At 69.4% G+C, this 17,212-nt stretch carries 17 protein-coding genes; 9 read left to right on the top strand and 8 right to left on the bottom strand.

All coding sequences use genetic code 11. From position 1 onward, the window contains the following. Nucleotides 1-18: 18 nt before the first annotated feature. Nucleotides 19-1,164, top strand: a complete 1,146-nt coding sequence (locus ABZ717_RS12755; RefSeq protein WP_358508829.1) for a cystathionine gamma-synthase — start codon at nt 19-21, stop codon at nt 1,162-1,164. A 193-nt stretch (nt 1,165-1,357) separates the two neighbouring features. On the opposite strand, the gene ABZ717_RS12750 is transcribed toward ABZ717_RS12755, so the two are convergent. Beyond that, entirely contained in the window at nt 1,358-1,615 is a 258-nt protein-coding gene (locus tag ABZ717_RS12750) for a hypothetical protein (protein ID WP_358508827.1), read from the bottom strand. Between the two features lie 326 nt (nt 1,616-1,941). On the opposite strand from ABZ717_RS12750, the gene ABZ717_RS12745 reads away from it, so the two are divergent. Together ABZ717_RS12745 and ABZ717_RS12740 are read left to right on the top strand one after the other, a co-directional pair. Next, nucleotides 1,942-2,673: a GntR family transcriptional regulator gene (locus ABZ717_RS12745; protein WP_358508825.1), complete on the top strand. Its 732-nt coding sequence runs from the start codon at nt 1,942-1,944 to the stop codon at nt 2,671-2,673. Between the two features lie 8 nt (nt 2,674-2,681). Beyond that, nucleotides 2,682-3,494: a GntR family transcriptional regulator gene (locus tag ABZ717_RS12740; RefSeq protein WP_358508824.1), complete on the top strand. Its 813-nt coding sequence runs from the start codon at nt 2,682-2,684 to the stop codon at nt 3,492-3,494. 7 nt (nt 3,495-3,501) lie between these two features. Here the strand turns inward: ABZ717_RS12740 and ABZ717_RS12735 are convergent, their stop codons facing one another. Beyond that, a complete protein-coding gene (locus tag ABZ717_RS12735; protein ID WP_358508822.1) occupies nt 3,502-4,629 on the bottom strand; it encodes a VWA domain-containing protein in 1,128 nt (375 codons plus the stop codon). A 14-nt stretch (nt 4,630-4,643) separates the two neighbouring features. After that, nucleotides 4,644-6,065 carry a sigma 54-interacting transcriptional regulator gene (locus tag ABZ717_RS12730; protein ID WP_358508820.1) on the bottom strand — a complete coding sequence of 474 codons (1,422 nt, stop codon included), beginning with the start codon at nt 6,063-6,065 and terminating at the stop codon, nt 4,644-4,646. A 128-nt stretch (nt 6,066-6,193) separates the two neighbouring features. On the opposite strand from ABZ717_RS12730, the gene ABZ717_RS12725 reads away from it, so the two are divergent. Next, complete coding sequence (locus ABZ717_RS12725; protein WP_358508819.1) at nt 6,194-7,348, top strand: FIST N-terminal domain-containing protein; 1,155 nt, start codon at nt 6,194-6,196, stop codon at nt 7,346-7,348. 155 nt (nt 7,349-7,503) lie between these two features. Then, a complete protein-coding gene (locus ABZ717_RS12720; protein ID WP_358508817.1) occupies nt 7,504-8,817 on the top strand; it encodes a hypothetical protein in 1,314 nt (437 codons plus the stop codon). An 11-nt stretch (nt 8,818-8,828) separates the two neighbouring features. On the opposite strand, the gene ABZ717_RS12715 is transcribed toward ABZ717_RS12720, so the two are convergent. The 3 genes from ABZ717_RS12715 to ABZ717_RS12705 form a co-directional block, all read right to left on the bottom strand. Beyond that, entirely contained in the window at nt 8,829-9,428 is a 600-nt protein-coding gene (locus ABZ717_RS12715; RefSeq protein WP_358508815.1) for an RDD family protein, read from the bottom strand. 146 nt (nt 9,429-9,574) lie between these two features. Continuing rightward, on the bottom strand, nt 9,575-10,072 hold the full coding sequence (gene greA / locus ABZ717_RS12710; RefSeq protein WP_358508813.1) for a transcription elongation factor GreA: 498 nt from the start codon (nt 10,070-10,072) through the stop codon (nt 9,575-9,577). Nucleotides 10,073-10,221: 149 nt separating this feature from the next. Next, complete coding sequence (locus tag ABZ717_RS12705) at nt 10,222-10,638, bottom strand: DUF4307 domain-containing protein (protein WP_358508811.1); 417 nt, start codon at nt 10,636-10,638, stop codon at nt 10,222-10,224. Between the two features lie 168 nt (nt 10,639-10,806). On the opposite strand from ABZ717_RS12705, the gene mca reads away from it, so the two are divergent. Together mca and ABZ717_RS12695 are read left to right on the top strand one after the other, a co-directional pair. Further along, nucleotides 10,807-11,685: a mycothiol conjugate amidase Mca gene (mca, locus tag ABZ717_RS12700; protein WP_358508809.1), complete on the top strand. Its 879-nt coding sequence runs from the start codon at nt 10,807-10,809 to the stop codon at nt 11,683-11,685. Nucleotides 11,686-11,690: 5 nt separating this feature from the next. Further along, the gene (locus ABZ717_RS12695) at nt 11,691-11,993 is read left to right on the top strand and encodes a hypothetical protein (RefSeq protein WP_358508807.1); all 303 of its coding nucleotides are present in this window, start codon (nt 11,691-11,693) and stop codon (nt 11,991-11,993) included. A gap of 34 nt (nt 11,994-12,027) precedes the next feature. Here ABZ717_RS12695 and ABZ717_RS12690 read toward each other — a convergent pair whose 3' ends face one another. Then, nucleotides 12,028-12,858 carry an SDR family oxidoreductase gene (locus ABZ717_RS12690; protein ID WP_358508805.1) on the bottom strand — a complete coding sequence of 277 codons (831 nt, stop codon included), beginning with the start codon at nt 12,856-12,858 and terminating at the stop codon, nt 12,028-12,030. Next, a complete protein-coding gene (locus tag ABZ717_RS12685) occupies nt 12,855-13,991 on the bottom strand; it encodes a hypothetical protein (RefSeq protein ID WP_358508803.1) in 1,137 nt (378 codons plus the stop codon). Before ABZ717_RS12685 ends, ABZ717_RS12690 begins: the two co-directional genes overlap by 4 nt. Before the next feature lie 125 nt (nt 13,992-14,116). Between ABZ717_RS12685 and ABZ717_RS12680 the strand changes: the two genes are divergently transcribed. After that, nucleotides 14,117-15,136: an AraC family transcriptional regulator ligand-binding domain-containing protein gene (locus ABZ717_RS12680; RefSeq protein ID WP_358508801.1), complete on the top strand. Its 1,020-nt coding sequence runs from the start codon at nt 14,117-14,119 to the stop codon at nt 15,134-15,136. Between the two features lie 32 nt (nt 15,137-15,168). Further along, nucleotides 15,169-17,202, top strand: coding sequence for a thioredoxin domain-containing protein (locus tag ABZ717_RS12675; RefSeq protein ID WP_358508799.1), 2,034 nt, complete (start codon nt 15,169-15,171; stop codon nt 17,200-17,202). Nucleotides 17,203-17,212 lie beyond the last annotated feature (10 nt).

The following is a 17,212-nucleotide window of genomic DNA, read 5'->3' as shown; positions in this document are numbered from 1 at the left end:
GGCACTATTGTTGGCCCCATGAAGTTCGATGGGTTTGAAACGCTGGCCATCCACGCGGGGCAGGAGCCGGACGCCGGCACCGGCGCCGTGGTGGTGCCGATCTACCAGACGAGTACCTACGCCCAGGACGGCGTCGGCGGGATGCGGCAGGGATACGAGTACTCCCGCACCGCCAACCCCACGCGCACCGCGCTGGAGGAGTGCCTCGCCGCCCTGGAGGCCGGATCGCGCGGGCTCGCCTTCGCCTCCGGCATGGCCGCCGAGGACACCCTGCTGCGCACGGTCCTCTCCCCGGGCGACCACGTCATCATCCCCGGCGACGCCTACGGGGGCACCTTCCGGCTGATCTCCAAGGTGGTCGAGCGCTGGGGTGTCAGCTGGGACGCGGTCGATCAGACCGACGTCGACGCGGTGCGGGACGCCATGCGCCCCAACACCAAGGTCGTGTGGACCGAGACGCCCACCAATCCGCTGTTGGGCATCACCGACATCGAGTCGGTCGCCCAGGTCGCGCACGACGGTGGCGCCCTGTACGTCGTGGACAACACGTTCGCCTCGCCCTACCTGCAGCGGCCGATCACGCTGGGCGCGGATGTGGTCGTGCACTCCACCACCAAGTACGTCGGTGGCCACTCCGACGTGGTCGGTGGAGCGCTGGTCGTCGCCGACGCCGAGTTGGGCGAGCGGCTGGCCTTCCACCAGAACACCATGGGAGCTATTCCGGGCCCCTTCGACTCCTGGCTGACCCTGCGCGGTGCCAAGACCCTCGGGGTGCGGATGGACCGCCACAGCGAGAACGCCGAGCGCGTCGTGGCCGCCCTGGAGGGCCACCCCGCGGTGCGACGTGTGTACTACCCGGGGTTGGAGTCGCACCCGGGGCACAAGATCGCCGAGCGGCAGATGCGTTCCTTCGGTGGGATGGTCTCCTTCGCTCTGCGCGATGGGGAGAAGGCGGCACTGGAGCTGTGTGAGCGGACCAAGGTCTTCACGCTCGGGGAGTCCCTGGGCGGGGTCGAGTCCCTCATCGAGCACCCGGGGCGGATGACCCACGCCTCGACGGCGGGTTCACCGCTGGAGGTACCGGCGGATCTGGTGCGGATCTCCGTGGGCATCGAGTCCGGGGATGACCTGGTCGCCGATCTGTTGCAGGCGTTGGAGGGCTGATCCCTCTCGGGGCCCGCGCGGCGCTGCCGCGCGGGTTCCCCGGCGTCGTTGCCGGGCCCGTCGCGGCGTACTTCGGCCTCGCGGCCGTCATCGCGACCCACGTGGTCGGGGCGGGTCGTGAGCGCGGTCGTGGGGGGATGACTCCGAGCCGGAGTCCTGGACCCTGGGAGGATCACCGCCGGGGTTCTTCTCCTCAGGCCGCGGTGGGCGTGCGGTCCTGGGTGGGAAGGGGCGCGGTGTCGTCGGTGGTCTCGTCGTCGCGGAAGTGCAGGCCGCAGACGAAACGGCTGGTGTGGGACAGGGCGCTGTCGTTGTCGTCGTCTCGCAGCGAGCGGTAGCTGCCTCGGCTGTCCTGACGGCGGATGCCGATGGAGACGGCCAGGAAGAAGCCGACCGCGAGGCCGAGGAGGATCAGGCCGACGAAGGTCAAAGCGATGAACGTGTTCTCCATTGCGGTTCTCCTAAGGGGTGTGGAGAGTCTTTTCTGCTATCCGGTCGGCCCCCCTGTGAACCGAGGGGGCGTTGGCTGTGATCTCAAGGTGTGAAGGCTTCCCTCTTGCTGTTCGGTGCTGTTGTTCTGTGTGGGATCGGTGGGGAGTGGGTCGTCCCCCGGGTTTTCTCGGCCGAGTGACCGAGAGAGGGATCCACTGTGTACTCCGGGTGGCCTTCAACTAATATGGGTTCAACGGAACTGGTTGAACTTGTTCGGCTGGTGTAGCTCTCAGCTTGTTGGTACAGGTTGAGTTGTTGGTCTTTTACCCCTATGAGGGCGGACTTATGCGGGCAGAAAGCCGATATCGACAGATCGCTCGAACTCTGCGCAGGGAGATCCAGGAGGGAAGCCTCCCGCAGGGGGGTCAACTGCCCTCCGAGAAGCAGATGGAGGAGCGCTTCGAGGCCTCCCGCAACACCATCCGTCTGGCCCTGGGCATGCTGCGCAACCAGGGCCTCATCGTGAGCAGACCCGGGCGCGGCCATTACGTGCAGGACGTGGTCCCCGAGATCTTCTACGCCACCCGCAGTCGTGGCGGCCCCGGCGGGTTCAACGAACCCAACCTCGCCGGGCTGACCCTGGAGGAACTCCAACTCCTCAGCGCCAACTCCGACATCGCCCCACGGCTGCGCGTCCCGGAGGGCACCATGACGGTCGTCCGACACCTGCACCGCTTCGCCGGAGACCGATCCGGTTCCGTCAGCTCCGCGTTCTATCCCATGGACCTGGTCGAGGGCACCCCGCTCATGCTGCCCGAGGACGTGGAGAGCGCCCTGGAGGTCCTCATGGACCACGGCCACCGCCAGGTCGGCTACGTGGACGAACTGGAGACCCGGATGCCCACGCCCCAAGAGGCGAGCCAACTGGAGCTCACCCCCGGGGTGCCGGTCCTGGAGGTCCACCGCACCGACTACTCCGAGGACCGTCCCATCCGGTTGGTGCACACTGTGTACGCGGGGAACAGCATTCGCTACCAGTACGAGCACGGCGACCTCAACGCCTACCACCGGGACTGATGCATCGCATGAGCACACCGAAGAAGACGCTGGTCGCCGACCACCTGCGCGAGGCCCTCGCCAGAGGCGACTACGAGCCGGGCGAGCGACTACCCGGCGAGGAGGACCTCGCCGACGACCTCGGGGTCTCCCGCGCCACGGCGCGCCTGGGCATGCGCATCCTCCAGGACGAGGGGCGCATCGACATCGTCCCCGGCCGTGGGGCGTTCGTCGCCGACCACCAGCCGTTCCTCCACCTGGCCACCCCGGTCTCCGGCGGCAGCGACTCCGAGCGCTTCGAAGCCGGCTACCAGCCCCGACTGTTGCAGGCCGGCTACCACGACATCGACGAGAAGATCAAGGTCAGCCTGGACACCATGCGGCCCAAGGTGGCCAAGCGGTTGCGCCACGAAGCCGACGACCGGACACAGCACGGCGGCCTCGTCGTGATCCGTTCCTCCGACCGCTTCGTCGACGGAAGTCTCTGGCAGTCCCAGATCACCTACTTCCCGTTCTCGATCGCCTCTGGAACCGCGCTCATGTCCCCCGAACCCTTGGAGGGCGGAGTGTCGGCGGTCATGCGCGACCTGGGCTTCCGCGAGAGCTGGAACTGGGACATCGTGGGTGCGCGCATGCCCTCGCCGGACGAGGCCGAGGCCTTCGGGCTGGGCCCCGGTATCCCACTGCTGGTGCAGGAACGGTCCGCCTACGACGGGGACCGACCACTGCGCTTCACCGAGACGCTCATGCCGGCCAACCGCCACCAGTTGCTGTACTCGGGCGGCGACGCCCCCGAGGAGCTTCTGCTCATGGCCTCGGACGTCAACATCTTCGAGCGCTGATCCCGGTTCAGTCCTTCCCGTCGAGGTAACGCCCGACCACCAGTGCCCCCAGGGCCTCGGCGTCGGCGTTCACCACACGCACCCCGCGTCGCCGCTCCAACAGCTCCCGGAAGGCGCGCAACCGGGGATCGTCGGCCAACAGGAAGAACGTCAACTCCGTACCCTCCGCCAACGCCGCGTCCAGCTCGGCCGTGGTGACCTCCACCGTGCGCGGGGTGGGCGGCCAGGCGAACCGCGCGTCGCCGTCCTCGCCCAGGTGCGCCGTGGGCTCCCCGTCGGTGACCACCATGATCACCGGACGCAACCCCCGGTGTCGCCGCAGGTGGGCACGGGCCAGGTGCAGCGCGTGCTGGAGGTTGGTGCCGGGCACCCGACGCCAGTCGTGTTCGACCAACTCCGCGGGCGTCATCTCCCGGGCCCGGTCGCCGAACCCGATCACCAGCATCCTGTCCTCGGGCCGCCGGGTCCGCACCAGGGTGTGCAGGGCCAGGGCCGTGCGGGTGGCGGCCTCGTGCAGGCCGCGCGTGGTCATCGAATGGGACAGGTCGACCAACAGGCACACCGCGGCCGCGCCGGTCGGTTCGGTCTCCGTGTAGCGCAGGTCGTCGGTGCGCAGGGGCGCGCCGTCGGCCGCCGTGAGGTCTCCCGCGGCGGCGCGTCGCACCATGGCCGCGCGCATGGTGGCCACGGGATCCAAGGGACGGTCGAGGCCGTCGTGCCGCACACTCGCGCCGGTCGTTTCGCCGGCGTTCCCGGAACCGCCCCGGTGGCCTCCGCCCCGCACGCTCGGCGCCGCCTCGATCTCGGCCAACGCCACCTCGCCCAGCCGGCGCAGCTCGCGTGGGGTCAACCCGTGGTCGGCCTCGTCCAACCGGTCCAGTCGTTCCCGCCCCTGGGCGCCCAGCAGGGCGCTCAACGCCAAGGCGTCCACCTCGTCCAGGGCGGAGCGCTCTCCGGCCGCGTAGCGTTCCAGGGCCTCCTCGGCCGCGACCAACGGCGCCGAGTCCCGATCGACGAGTTCGGCGGAGATCAGCGCGCGCAGCTCATCGGCGGCGCGCACCGCCTCACCCGGCGGTGGTTCCTCGCCGGCCAACGGGTCGGCCCCGCCCATGTACGCCCGGTACCGAAACCTCACACCACACGCCCCTCTCAGAACCGGTACACGCCACCGTCGGGCGCGGTGTCCTTGGACAGTCGTCGTTCCAGGTACAGCCCCTCCAACGCGAACTCCACCACGGCCGCGGCCAGCCCAGGTGTGGGCGGCCCGTCCGTCTCCTCCGGGGCCGCCCGTTCGATCAGTCCGGCCAGACCCGGCACCGTTCCCACCCGGCGCAGCAGCTCGGCGGCGCCCACCAGGTCACCGCTCTCCACCGTGCCACCGCCGGCGAAACGGTCGCTCAACGGTTCCAGGTCGGCCTCGCCCATCCTGGCCCGGAAGGTCTCGGCGATGGCGCGGCGCAACAGCGTCTCCAAGATCGAGGACTCACGTCCCTCCATCCCGGTCTCGAACTCGACTTTGCCCAGGAGGGGTTCGGCCACCCCCGCCAGGTCGCAGACCCGTGCCACCGGCACTTCCTCACCGATCAACGCCGCGCGACGCAGGGCCGAGGCCGCCACGGTCTCGGCGGCGGCCACGGTCAGCCGCACCGACACCCCCGACCGTTGGTCCACCCGATTGGAATCGCGCACCAGGCGGGCGAATCGGGCCACCGTCTCCAACAGGTGTGAGGGCACGACCGTGCCCTCGGACAGATCCGCCTCCTGCCGCAACAGAGCCAACTCGTGGTCGAGGTCGGGTGGGTAGTGGGTGCGCACCTGGGCGCCGAAGCGGTCCTTGAGCGGGGTGACGATCCGTCCCCGGCTCGTGTAGTCCTCCGGGTTGGCGCTGGCCACCAACAGCAGGTCCAGCGGCAGCCGCAGGTTGTAGCCGCGCACCTGGAGGTCGCGTTCCTCCAACACGTTGAACAGCGCGACCTGGACCCGCGCCGGCAGGTCGGGCAGCTCGTTGACACAGAAGATCCCCCGGTTGGCCCGGGGCAGCAGCCCGTAGTGGATCGTCTCCGGATCGCCGAGGGAGCGGCCCTCGGCCAGCCGGGCCGGGTCGACGTCGCCGACCAGTTCGGCGGTACCGGTGTCGGGGGTCGCCAGTTTCTCGCCGTAGCGTTCGTCCCGGTGCCGCCAGCGCACCGGGAGTTCATCGCCTTCGGCCGTGGATCGGCGGAGACAGGACGGACAGGTCGGCGCGTAGGGATGACAGGAGATCGGGCAGTCCGCCACCGTGGGAGACCACTCGTCGAGCAGCCCCGACACCGTGCGGATCAGCCGGGTCTTGCCCTGCCCGCGTTCCCCGAGCAGCACCACGTCGTGGCCGGCGATGAGCGCCCGCTCCAGTTGGGGCAGCACCGTGTGGTCGAACCCGTGGACACCGGGGAAGCGGGGCAGCCCCGAGCCCATGCGGGCCAGGAGGTTCTCGCGGACCTCGGCCGCGGTGGACCGGTGGACATGGCCGGACCCGCGCAGTGCGCCGAGGGTGCGCGCGAACCCGCCTGGAGGTGGTGAGGCATAGGTCACGGCAAGCAGTGTAGGCCCGGGAGAGTTTGAGGGGCCAGATGCAGGAAAGTCCCTGGGGGACGAATGGAAGAATGGGGCCGTGAGGTTCCCATGGTCGGTGTCGTGGCCGGCCGTAGACGGGGGTGGCAGTGACAAGGTTCGGCGATGCTCTGACGACGGGGGCCGACCTCGTGAACGCGGCCGAGCGTGCTGTTCTCCACGCACTGGAACAGGTGGATGGACTCGCCGATCTCGTGTGCTTCTTCGTCAGTGGGGCGGATCCCGACGAGGTCTCGCTCGCGGGCTTGAAGGTCATGGAGTTGTCCGGCGGCGCGATCACCCTGGGCTGCAGTGGGAGCGGTGTGGTCGGCGGCGGTCGCGGTGTGGAGGGACAGGGCGCCGTGAGTGTCTGGGCCGCCCGCCTTCCCGACGTGGAGTTCACCCCGTTCCGGCTGGACACGGTGGTGGAGGAGGAGCAGCTCGCGGTGGTGGGCATGCGCGAACCCGGACCGAACGACCGGGTCGGCATCCTGCTCACCAACCCCTACGAGTTCCCCACCCAGGCGTTCGTCCGTGAGACCACCGCCGCCTTGGGCGGGCTGCCGCTGGTCGGCGGGATGGCCGACGGCATGCGCGGTGAGGAGTCGGTACGGCTGTTCAGCGACGGCGAGGTGGTGGACAACGGCGCCATCGGCGTCCTCATCGGTGGTGAGGGTGTGCTGGGCACCGTGGTCAGCCAGGGCTGTCGCCCGGTCGGCCCGGCCATGACCGTCACCAAGGCCGAGGGCAACCTCCTCCTCGAACTGGCCGGGGGCAACGCCTACGAGAAGCTGGAGGAACTGGTCGAGGAGCTCTCCGACGAGGACCGTGAGCTCGCCGAACGTGGACTGCACATCGGGGTGGCCATGGACGAGTACGCCGAACAGCACGAACACGGTGACTTCCTCGTACGGAGCCTGGTGGGCGCCGACCCCGAGTTGGGCGCGTTGACCATCGGCGACATGGTGGAGATCGGACAGACCGTCCGCTTCCAGGTCAGGGACGCCGGCACCGCCGACGAGGACTTCGCCCGCAGACTGACCGAGTTCGGGGCCGAACACGCCGTCGGCGGCGGGCTGCTGTTCTCCTGCAACGGTCGAGGCGATGGCCTGTTCACCCGCGCCGACCACGATGTGCTCGCGGTCCGGCGGATCCTGGGCGCCGCTCCGGTGGCGGGGTTCTTCGCGGCGGGGGAGATCGGACCGGTCTCCGGGGTGAACCACGTACACGGGTTCACCGCCTGCCTGCTGGCCTTCGCTCCCTGACGCATCCGGTAGGACCACGATCGTCTCATTCCAAGTCGGACTTTTACCGCCGTATCACCAACACCCGACGTGGGCTCCTTGAGTGTGCGCGCGTTCCGTTAGTTACTGAGAGTGACTATTTTATTCACTTCGGGTAATTGGCGAGAGAAGGAACGATGGCGCAGAATCGGCGCACCACCGCGCCCTTGGTGGCACTGGGGGCATTCGCCCTGCTGGCCCCGTTGACGGTCCCCGTTGCGGCCTCGGCGGAGACCACCTGGCTCGAACAGGACCTGTCCTCCACCGACCGGATCGGTCTGGCCCTCGACTCGGGGGCACTGCGCCTGGAGACGGGAGAGAGATCGGGGGCCTCGCTCCGACTGGAGACCGCGGAGCGGCGCACCGGGTTGGCGACCTTCCCCGAACAGGAGTTGGAGACCCCCACCGACACCGTCGACGTGGCCGTGACCACCACCGGTGACGAGGAGGAGGTCCTCACCGAGGCCCGGGGCGTTCGCGCCGACGGCATGTGGACCGAGTGGCACCCGGCCCGATCCGGCGGGGGCCGGGTGGCCCTTTCCTCGGAGGTCACCGAGGTGCAGCTGCGCGTCGAGATGTCCGCCGAGGGGGAGCGGAACGACACCTCCGTCACCGACGTGCGTCTGCGCCCCGTGGAGTCCTCGTCCACCGACGCCGAAGCGGAGGCCGACACCGAGGCTTCCGCGCGGGACGACGACGTGCCCACCCCTTACTCCGCCCGGCTCTTCGCCACCCGCATCGGTCTGGTCGGCAACACCACCGCCAACGGTCACACGGTGCGCCCCGACGACCACTTCGTGGCCCTGCCCTCCCGCAGAGGCCTCGCCAACCGAGGTGGCGGCGAGTACACCGTCCGGGTGTGCACCACCGGCGAACTCGGGCCGGACGCCACGGGCGACACCGAGAACCACAAGGCGCGCTGTGCCTACCTGCCGGTGTGGGACGTGGGCCCGTGGAACATCACCGACGACCACTGGAACGAGGATCGTGAGTCCTGGCCCGACCTGGACCGGGGTCGCCCCCAGTCCCAGGCCGCCTTCACCGAGGGCCACAACGGTGGACTGGACGGGTTCGGTCGCCGAGTGGGGAACCCCGCCGGCATCGACCTGGCCGACGGAGCCTTCAACGAGGGGCTGCAACTGCCCACCAACGGCTGGGTCCAGGTCGACTACCTGTGGACCGCCGAGTACCGCGATCGCGCGGAGATCATCACGGACACCCAGAGCGACCCGGTGGTCGTACGCACCGGCCCGTCCACCCACCACGACACCGTCGGTCTGGCCGCGCACAAGGCCAACGTCGACGTGGCCTGCCAGGTGGTCGGCGACACCGCCAACGGACCGAACGGCACCGACGACGTGTGGTACCGGATCGGGGAGGACCACTACGTTCCGGCGGTCTTCGCCTCGGGCGGCTCCGAGGCCCCGCAGTGCCTGCCCGACCAGCCCTGAGCCGGTTTCGGTCAGCCGCGGGTGCGGATCACCACGGTTCCGGCGACGCGGTCGTGCAGGGCACGTTCCCGGTCGTCACCGAACATGGCCATCGACTCCCCGAGGGAGAACAGGTGGCCCAGACACGGCAACGACTGCGGCAGGCAGAACAGCATGGACCGGCCGATGGCCTGGCCCTGGTTCAGCCTGCCGCCGTCCGCCGCGTCGACCACCTTGATGCCCACCATCATCTTGCCGAGGGTGCTGCCCCAGGCGATCAGGTAGAGCCAGTCGTAGAAGAACAGCAGTAGGCCCCAGCCGAAGAGGAACAACGAGCCCCAGAGGGCTCCTTCGGCGTCGCTGGTCGCGCTGTCTCCTCCGTTCGCCAGCACCATGAAGAGCACCATCACGAGGAAGAACGCGAAGGCGGCGACGGTCGCCAGGACCGCGTCGATGGCCCGGGCGACCAGACGGATGCCGAACCCGGCGGGACGAGCCGGTGGCGGTGGCGGGGGCGGGGGGAGTGGAGAAGCCGACTGTGCGGGAAGCGGCCCTCCGTAGGACCAGCCACCGTTCTGCGGCGGTGGTCCGGCCTGATACGGGTCTTGGGGGTTCCAGTAGGGCGAGGGCATGCGGCCGCCGGTTCCTTGAGTAGAAGGGGTTCAACGAGCGGGGTTCAAATGCAGAGTACCCAGCCATGGGCCCACCGGCCACACGACGAGGGGCGGCCGTGGCCGCCCCTCGTCATGTGGTCTCGTCCGTGCGACGACCGGACGTTTCACATGCCGTAGGGCACCGCTCCGATGATCTCCACACCGAGGCTCTTGCCGTTGGGGAGCGCGTAGCTGACGGTCTCGCCCACACGCTTGCCGTTGATCGCCGAACCCAGCGGGGACTTGGGGGAGTACACGTCGATGGGGGACCCACTCTCCTCCCTGGAAGCGAGCAGGAAAGTGACCTCCTCGTCGTCACCCTCGAACATGATGGTGACGGTCATGCCGGGTCCGACCACGCCCTCGGTACGGGGCGTTTCGCCGACCCTCGCGGTGCGCAGGATCTCGGTGAGCTGGAGGATGCGGGCCTCCATCTTGCCCTGCTCCTCCTTGGCGGCGTGGTATCCGCCGTTCTCCTTGAGGTCGCCCTCCTCTCGGGCGTCCTCGATCTTCTCCGCGATCTCGATGCGCCCACGCCCCGACAGGTGGTCCAGCTCGGTCTTGAGCCGGTCGTACGCATCCTGGGTGAGCCAGGTGGCGTTGTCATCGCGGGTCTGGGTCACGGGAACTCCTTGTGTACTAGTAGCAAAGGCCACCAGGCGGCCAGAGCTGAACTTACGAGAATATCACCGAGCGCGATCAGGCGCCCGGTGTCCGTGCTCTCGGGGTTCCGCCCCGCTCCTGGGTACCCGGCCGGGGAGGACTCGGTCGATCAGTCTTGCGAACCTTGTTCCCTGCAAGAGGCCACTTCTACCGTGCCGGCCTCACGAACCGTCTCGATGCTCGCCTCGACCATCCGGTTACCGGCCTCGACCTCGACCCTGCTCGTACCCACCTCGACCATCTGCTCGTCCAACGCGCGCAGCAGGCACTCGGCGCCGTCCTTGCTGTTCACCTCGAAGGAGATCCGCGCCTCGTCGGCCGATGGCGCCGTGACCGTCACCACCTGGTGGTACACGCCACCGCCCAACCCGTTGTAGCTCATCACGGAGAATCCCCAACCGAAGGTGACCGCCACCGCGAAGATGGTGCCGACGATGAAGAAGACGGGCCCGTTGCCGTGGCGCTTACGGAGCGCTGGAGCTGTGTCGGCACTGTTCACGGCATCATCTTCCGGGGTCGCTGACATTGGGAATCTCCGAGCGAGGGGATGGTGTTGTCTAAGATATCCCCGACCTGACAGCCCCCCTACGCGGCCCGCACGTGAGTCGTACGACGTCGTGGACCACCGGGGGCACGGCCGTGCCCCTGACCAGAGGTCGTCCAGGTCGTCGACCGAGCCAAGGAGAATCCTTCGTTGTCCGAGCGCCTGCGGCTTATGGCCGTCCATGCCCATCCCGATGACGAGTCCAGCAAGGGTGCCGCCACCATGGCGCGCTACGTCCAAGAGGGCGCGGAAGTGCTGGTCGTCACCATGACCGGTGGTGAACGCGGCGACATCCTCAACCCCGCGATGGAACGCCCGGAGATCCGGGAGAACATCACCGAGGTACGCCGTCAGGAGATGAACCGGGCCCGCGAGATCCTGGGGATCGAGCAGGAGTTCGCCGGTTTCGTCGACTCGGGTCTGCCCGAGGGCGACCCACTGCCGCCCCTGCCCGAGGGGTGTTTCGCCACCCTTCCGGTGGAGGAGGCCGCGGCCCCTCTGGTCGAGGCGATCCGCCGGTTCCGCCCGCACGTGATCCTCACCTACGACGAGAACGGCGGTTACCCGCACCCCGACCACATCATGACCCACAAGGTGTCGATGCACGCCTTCGACGCCGCGCCCGAACCGGACGCCTACCCGGGCACCGGAGACCCGTGGCAGCCCCTCAAGCTGTACTACTTCGTGGGCTTCCCGCCCGAGCGCTTCGACGCGCTCGCCGAGGTCCTGACCGAACGCGGCCTGGAGAACCCCTTCGAGGACTGGGCCGCGCGGATCAAGGACGGCGACCGCCGTCGCTGGGAGATCACCACTCGGGTGCACTGCGGTGAGTACTTCGACGTCGCGCACGACGCCCTGCGGGCCCACGCCACCCAGATCGATCCGAACGGGTTCTGGTTCGCGGTGCCCAACGAGATCGTGGCCGAGGCCTGGCCGACCGAGGACTACCACCTGGTCCGGTCCCTCGTGGACACCGAGGTCCCGGAGAAGGACCTCTTCGCGGGGGTCCGGGAAGCAATGAGAGTATGAACGACATGAACACCCTTCTCGCGTCCACGATGGTGCTCGCCGACAGCTTCTCCTTGGACAAGGACACGGTCACGCCCGGCGTCATGGGCTTCCTCGCCATCTTCGCGATCGGTGTGGCCCTGTTCTTCCTCATGCGCAACATGACGGGCAAGCTGGAGGGTGTCTCGGAGCGCGCCGAGGAGGCCGGAGAGAAGCCGTCCGGGCCGAACATCTACGCGAGCGAGTCCGACGAGGCCGCCGAGACCGACACCACGAAGGTCGAGGCCTCCGGTTCGGACAAGGCCGACAGCGGTACGGACAAGGGTTAGCGCCGCGTCGGCCAGGGTTCACCCCGTCGCGGCACTAGTTCTTCAGGGATCGGAGCATCCTGCGTTGGGTGCTCCGTCCCATGGCCACCGCCATCGGTAGTGCCCACAGCCCGAACCCGGGCAGGGCGTCGGCGAGCCGGGACTGCCATCCCCGCCATCGAGGCAGGATCGTCACGGGACGAGGCCGGTCGAGGACGCGGCCGACGGCCCTGACCACCTCCGCCGGCCGCAGCAGCCTGCCCGAGAAGGACAGCGCCGATTCGGGGTCGTGGAGTTTGTCGTGCAGCATCGGCGTCCAGATCCCGTCCGGGCACACGCACGAGACGTCGATGTCGCGCACCCGTGCCAGTCGTAGGTCGGCGAGGGTGCTGAGGCTGAAGCCGATGGCGGCGTGCTTGGACCCGGCGTACACGGCCTCGCCGGGCACGGCGGTGATCCCGGCCAGGGACACGATGTTGACGATGTGGCCTCCTCCCCGTCCGAGCATGGTCCGGATCGCCGTCACGGTGCCGTTCACGGTGCCCAGGCCGTTGACGCCGAACAGCAGGGACCGGGTCGCCTCGTCCTGTTCCCACGCCGGTCCGGTGACCAGCACCCCAGCGTTGTTCACCCACACGTCCAGTCGTCCGGCGCGGGCCAGGATCTCGTCGCCCGCCGCGACGACCTCGGCCTCTTCCCGAACGTCCACCCGCATCGATGTGGCGCGCGGGCCAAGGTCCGCGGCGGTGGCCGCGGCGGCTTCCCCGTCGACGTCGGTGATCAGCACCGTGTACCCGCGCTCCACCAGCAGCGCGGCGATCTCCCGCCCCAGCCCGCGCCCCGCGCCGGTGACCACGGCACCTGCGGGCCCTGACCTCACCGTCATCGTGCCTCGCCCCCACGGAGTTCGCCGTAGGAGACGCCTCCATGCGCGAACGTCGGCATCACCGGCCAGAACCGCTTCCACGGTGCGAGTTCCGTCGAGGGGAGGATCTGTAGCCAACGCGGGTCCCGACGGCACGGGTCCGCGAGGATCTTCTCCTTGACCATCGAGTCGTACTGGTCGAGCGAGTCTTCGAGGGTGTTGGCGTTCGGACAGATCTCCCGGCCGTAGCGCCGGTGGTACCCGCGCACTCCGGGGATCTTCGACAACTCTGGTTGCCAGTTGTCCAGAGCGATGCCGTTCTCGGAGGAGACCCACACACCGTCGGGGGTGTTGAGCAGCAGAGAGTGGTTTCCGTCCGTGTGCCCGGGCGTCCACAGCAAGGTGACGCCCGGACCGAGTTCGACGTCCCCGTCGAAGGTCACGAACGACGACCGGTCCACGCCGCTGAGCCCGTCCTCCACGTACCACGCCCACTGCATCGGGTGCAGGGACTCCAAGGTGGCCAGTTCACGGGAGTGCACCAACATCCGCGCCGAACCGAAGAGGGGCGGGCGCGGGCGACTCTCGCCGGGGATCACCCGGCTCGACCCGAGGATCATCCGGGGGTCCTGGACGTGCAGGTGGTCGAAGGTGCAGAAGTCGATGTCCTCCGGGGCGAGCCCGAGCTTGGTCAGCGCGTCCGCCGGCTCGTTGTAGTACTTGAGCAGGAAGGCCTCGGCCAGCCGGGTCCCACCCGGGATCCTGCGCATCAGCTCCTGGAGGTGGTGGTAGAACGGGGCCTCCGCCGAACCGTCCGGAACGGTCGGTTCGAACACCAGGGTGCGCGGACGCCCCTCCCAATCGTCGTACTGCACCACCACCATGCGGTTGATCATCGCGATCATCGGCAGGGTCGGTACCGACACGGCGTTGTTGAAGGCGAACGCGACCGGATAGGGGGCCGCGGCGATGTCCACCGATCGCACCGCGCGCACCGTGCCCTGGGACTTGAAGCGTTCCTTGTACGCGTGGGCGGCCTCCTTGACCGCGCTCAGTCGTTCTCCGCGCGGCCAGACGTCATGCACCCCCTCGAACTCGGGTACGCCCCGCGCGCCGATGTCGGCCAGGGTGTCCTCGGTGTGACCGGTGCTCATCCTCGTTCTCCGCTCCTCGGAACCGCTCTTCTCACGGCACCCTAGGAACCAGGGTGTGGGCTGGGACACTCTTCCTCCGGCCAGGGAGTTAACATTTTCGGACACGCGTATGGACGGAGGAGGGAATGCCGGTGCATCGGTGGGACCTGCCGCGCGGTCCGGCCAGCGCCCTACTGCTGGTGCGGCTGGGCGGGGAACACTCGGTGTCCAAGGGCACCGTCCTCCATGGAACCCGCATCGCCCTGGCCGACCTGGAGGACCCGCACACCCTGGTCACCGCGGAGCAGGAGACACGGATCGTCCGGAACCTGCTCGACGCGCTCCCGACCGTCGAGGCGCTGCCGGTGCTCGCCGGTTCCCGCTATCACCTCACCACGCACGGCATCTGGGGGTTCGCGATCTCCGGCAGCCCCGATCTGCGCTCGGCGATCGGCGTGGGGCTGCGCTACCTCGCGTTGACCTGGGCCTTCTGTGACATGAGGGTGGTCGAGGGTGGCGGCCGGTCACGCCTGCTGTTGCGGTCCGGACACCTGCCCGAGGACGTCCGGCGCTTCTTCGTCCACCGGGAACTGGCCTCGATCATCGCGTTCGGTCGTGAGCTCGGGCTGGCGGAGGAGCAACTTCCCGAGGTGCGTTTGAGGGGTCGCCCGCCCACCGACCCGGAGCCCTACACGAGGCTGTTGGGCCCACGCGTCCGCTTCGACGCAGAGGAGGACGCCTTGGTCCTGGACGCGGTGGAACTCGACCGGCCGCTGCCGCGCGCCGACGCGCACACCGTCGCCCTGGGCGAGGAACAGTGCCGGCGGCTGCTGGGGGAGAGGTACGGACGTTCCGGGGTGGCCGGACTGGTCCGCGGTCACCTGATGTCCGGGTTCCCGGACGTCCCCGACATCGAGGTGGTGGCCGGGCGACTGCACGTCAGCTCACGGACGTTGCGCCGGCGGCTCGTGGCCGAGGGCACCTCCTACCGCGTGCTGTTGGACGAGGTCCGTGAAGGGTTGTCGGAGGAACTGCTCGCCGCGGGATGCACGGTCGAGGAGACCGGACGCCGGCTCGGTTACCGCAACACCCCGAGCTTCACCACGGCGTTCAAACGCTGGAAGGGGACGGCGCCCCGCGTGTACCTGGCCCGGGTGGGGACCTGACCCGTCGGACGAGGGCCGGCAGAGTGGGATACATGCCCAACCGCCTGAGCGACGCGACCAGCCCGTACCTGTTGCAGCACGCCGACAACCCCGTGGATTGGTGGCCCTGGGGTGAGGAGGCCTTCGCCGAGGCCCGCCGCCGCGACGTCCCCCTCCTCATCTCGGTCGGATATTCGGCCTGCCACTGGTGCCACGTCATGGCCCACGAGTCCTTCGAGGACCCCGCGACCGCGGACCTGATGAACACCCTCTTCGTCAACATCAAGGTCGACCGTGAGGAACGCCCCGACGTCGACGCGGTGTACATGGAGGCCACCCAGGCCATGACCGGCCAGGGCGGCTGGCCGATGACGGTGTTCGCCACCCCCGACGGGGCGCCCTTCTACTGCGGCACGTACTTCCCGCGCGAGCACTTCCAGCGGCTGCTCCAGGGGATCACCTCGGCCTGGCGGCACAAGCGGGTCGACCTCGTGGAGCAGGGGCGACGCGTGGTGGACGCGCTGAGCGCACCACGTCGCCTGGCGTCCTCGCCGCCGCCGACCGCCGCCGACCTGGACCTGGCCGTCCAAGCGCTGATCCGTGACTACGACGCCACCTCCGGCGGGTACGGCGACGAGCCGAAGTTCCCGCCGTCGATGCTCTTGTCGTTCCTCACCGCGCAGCACGAACGGACCTTCCCGTTCCAGACCGCCGACGAGCCCACCCCGGCCGCGCTCATGGCGGGCGGCACCGCCGTGGCCATGGCGCGCGGCGGCATCTACGACCAGCTCGGCGGGGGCTTCGCCCGTTACTCGGTGGATCGGGGCTGGGTGGTCCCGCACTTCGAGAAGATGCTGTACGACAACGCCCTGTTGCTGCGGGCCTACACCCGGCTGAGTCGTCGTCCCGCCGAAGGCGACGCGGGGGCCGACTCCGACCAGGAGCTGCTGCTGCGCGCCGCCCAGGAGACCGCCGACTGGATGCTGCGCGACCTGCGCACCCCCGAGGGCGGGTTCGCCTCGGCCTTGGACGCCGACAGCGAGGGTGAGGAAGGCACCTATTACGTGTGGACGCCCGAGCGGCTGCGCGAGGTCCTGGGCGAGGAGGACGGCGCGTGGGCGGCCGAGCTTTTCGACGTGACCGAGGAAGGCACCTTCGAGCGTGGTTCCTCCGTCCTACAGTTGCGCTCCGACCCCGACGACCCCGAACGCTACGACCGGGTGCGCGCCGCCCTGCTGTCCGCCCGCGCGGACCGCGTGCCGCCGGCCCGCGACGACAAGGTGGTCGCCTCCTGGAACGGGTTGGCGATCGCCGGTCTGGCCGAGGCCGGGGCCCTGCTGGGGCGCCCCGAGTGGATCACCGCCGCCCGCGAGGCAGTGGACCTGCTCCTGGACGTCCACCTGCGCTACGGACGCCTGGTGCGCACCTCGCGCGACGGCGAACCGGGCCCCGGTACGGGCGTGCTGGAGGACTACGCGAACCTGGCCGAGGGGCTGCTCGCCCTGCACGGGGTGACGGGTGAGGCCCGCTACGTGCGGGAGGCCGGCGGTCTGCTGGACACGGTCCTGGACCACTTCGGCGACGACGAGGGCGGGTTCTTCGACACCGCGGACGACGCGGAGAAGCTGTTCAGTCGCCCCCAGGACCCCACGGACAACGCCACCCCCTCGGGCCGGTTCGCCGCCGCGTCCGCGCTGCTCACCTACGCGGCGCTCACGGGGAGCGAACGCCACCGGGAGGCGGCCGAGGGCGCACTGTCGGTGGTGCCGCTCCTGGCGGAGAAGGCCCCGCGCTTCGCCGGTTGGGGCCTGGTCGCCGGGGAGGCCCTGCTGACCGGGCCGCGCGCCGTGGCCGTGGTCGGTGACATCGGCGATCCGACCGTCGAGGAGATGGTCCGCGCGGTCCTGCGCTGGGCGCCGCTGGGCACCGTCCTGTCCCGAGGCGACGGACGTGACAGTGGGGGAGTGCCCCTGCTGGAGCACCGCGCGCCGATCGAGGGGAAGGCGACCGCCTACGTGTGCGAGGGCTTCACCTGCAAGCTCCCCGTCACCACCGTCGAGGAACTCCTCGCACAGCTCGCAGGGTGAGGCCGCCGAG

The sequence above is a fragment of the Nocardiopsis sp. NPDC006832 genome, from assembly GCF_040635885.1.
Classification (GTDB): Bacteria; Actinomycetota; Actinomycetes; order Streptosporangiales; family Streptosporangiaceae; genus Nocardiopsis.
The sequence above is the reverse complement of the archived record's forward strand: the minus strand, read 5'-3'. Positions and strand labels throughout refer to the sequence as shown.

Excerpts from the sequence above, each read along its gene's own strand:
- ABZ717_RS12755 (WP_358508829.1), top strand. The coding sequence starts at position 19 with ATGAAGTTCGATGGGTTTGAAACGCTGGCCATCCACGCGGGGCAGGAG.
- ABZ717_RS12750 (WP_358508827.1), bottom strand. The coding sequence starts at position 1,615 with ATGGAGAACACGTTCATCGCTTTGACCTTCGTCGGCCTGATCCTCCTC.
- ABZ717_RS12745 (WP_358508825.1), top strand. The coding sequence starts at position 1,942 with ATGCGGGCAGAAAGCCGATATCGACAGATCGCTCGAACTCTGCGCAGG.
- ABZ717_RS12740 (WP_358508824.1), top strand. The coding sequence starts at position 2,682 with ATGAGCACACCGAAGAAGACGCTGGTCGCCGACCACCTGCGCGAGGCC.
- ABZ717_RS12720 (WP_358508817.1), top strand. The coding sequence starts at position 7,504 with ATGGCGCAGAATCGGCGCACCACCGCGCCCTTGGTGGCACTGGGGGCA.
- ABZ717_RS12715 (WP_358508815.1), bottom strand. The coding sequence starts at position 9,428 with ATGCCCTCGCCCTACTGGAACCCCCAAGACCCGTATCAGGCCGGACCA.
- ABZ717_RS12705 (WP_358508811.1), bottom strand. The coding sequence starts at position 10,638 with ATGTCAGCGACCCCGGAAGATGATGCCGTGAACAGTGCCGACACAGCT.
- ABZ717_RS12695 (WP_358508807.1), top strand. The coding sequence starts at position 11,691 with ATGAACACCCTTCTCGCGTCCACGATGGTGCTCGCCGACAGCTTCTCC.
- ABZ717_RS12690 (WP_358508805.1), bottom strand. The coding sequence starts at position 12,858 with ATGACGGTGAGGTCAGGGCCCGCAGGTGCCGTGGTCACCGGCGCGGGG.
- ABZ717_RS12685 (WP_358508803.1), bottom strand. The coding sequence starts at position 13,991 with ATGAGCACCGGTCACACCGAGGACACCCTGGCCGACATCGGCGCGCGG.
- ABZ717_RS12680 (WP_358508801.1), top strand. The coding sequence starts at position 14,117 with ATGCCGGTGCATCGGTGGGACCTGCCGCGCGGTCCGGCCAGCGCCCTA.
- ABZ717_RS12675 (WP_358508799.1), top strand. The coding sequence starts at position 15,169 with ATGCCCAACCGCCTGAGCGACGCGACCAGCCCGTACCTGTTGCAGCAC.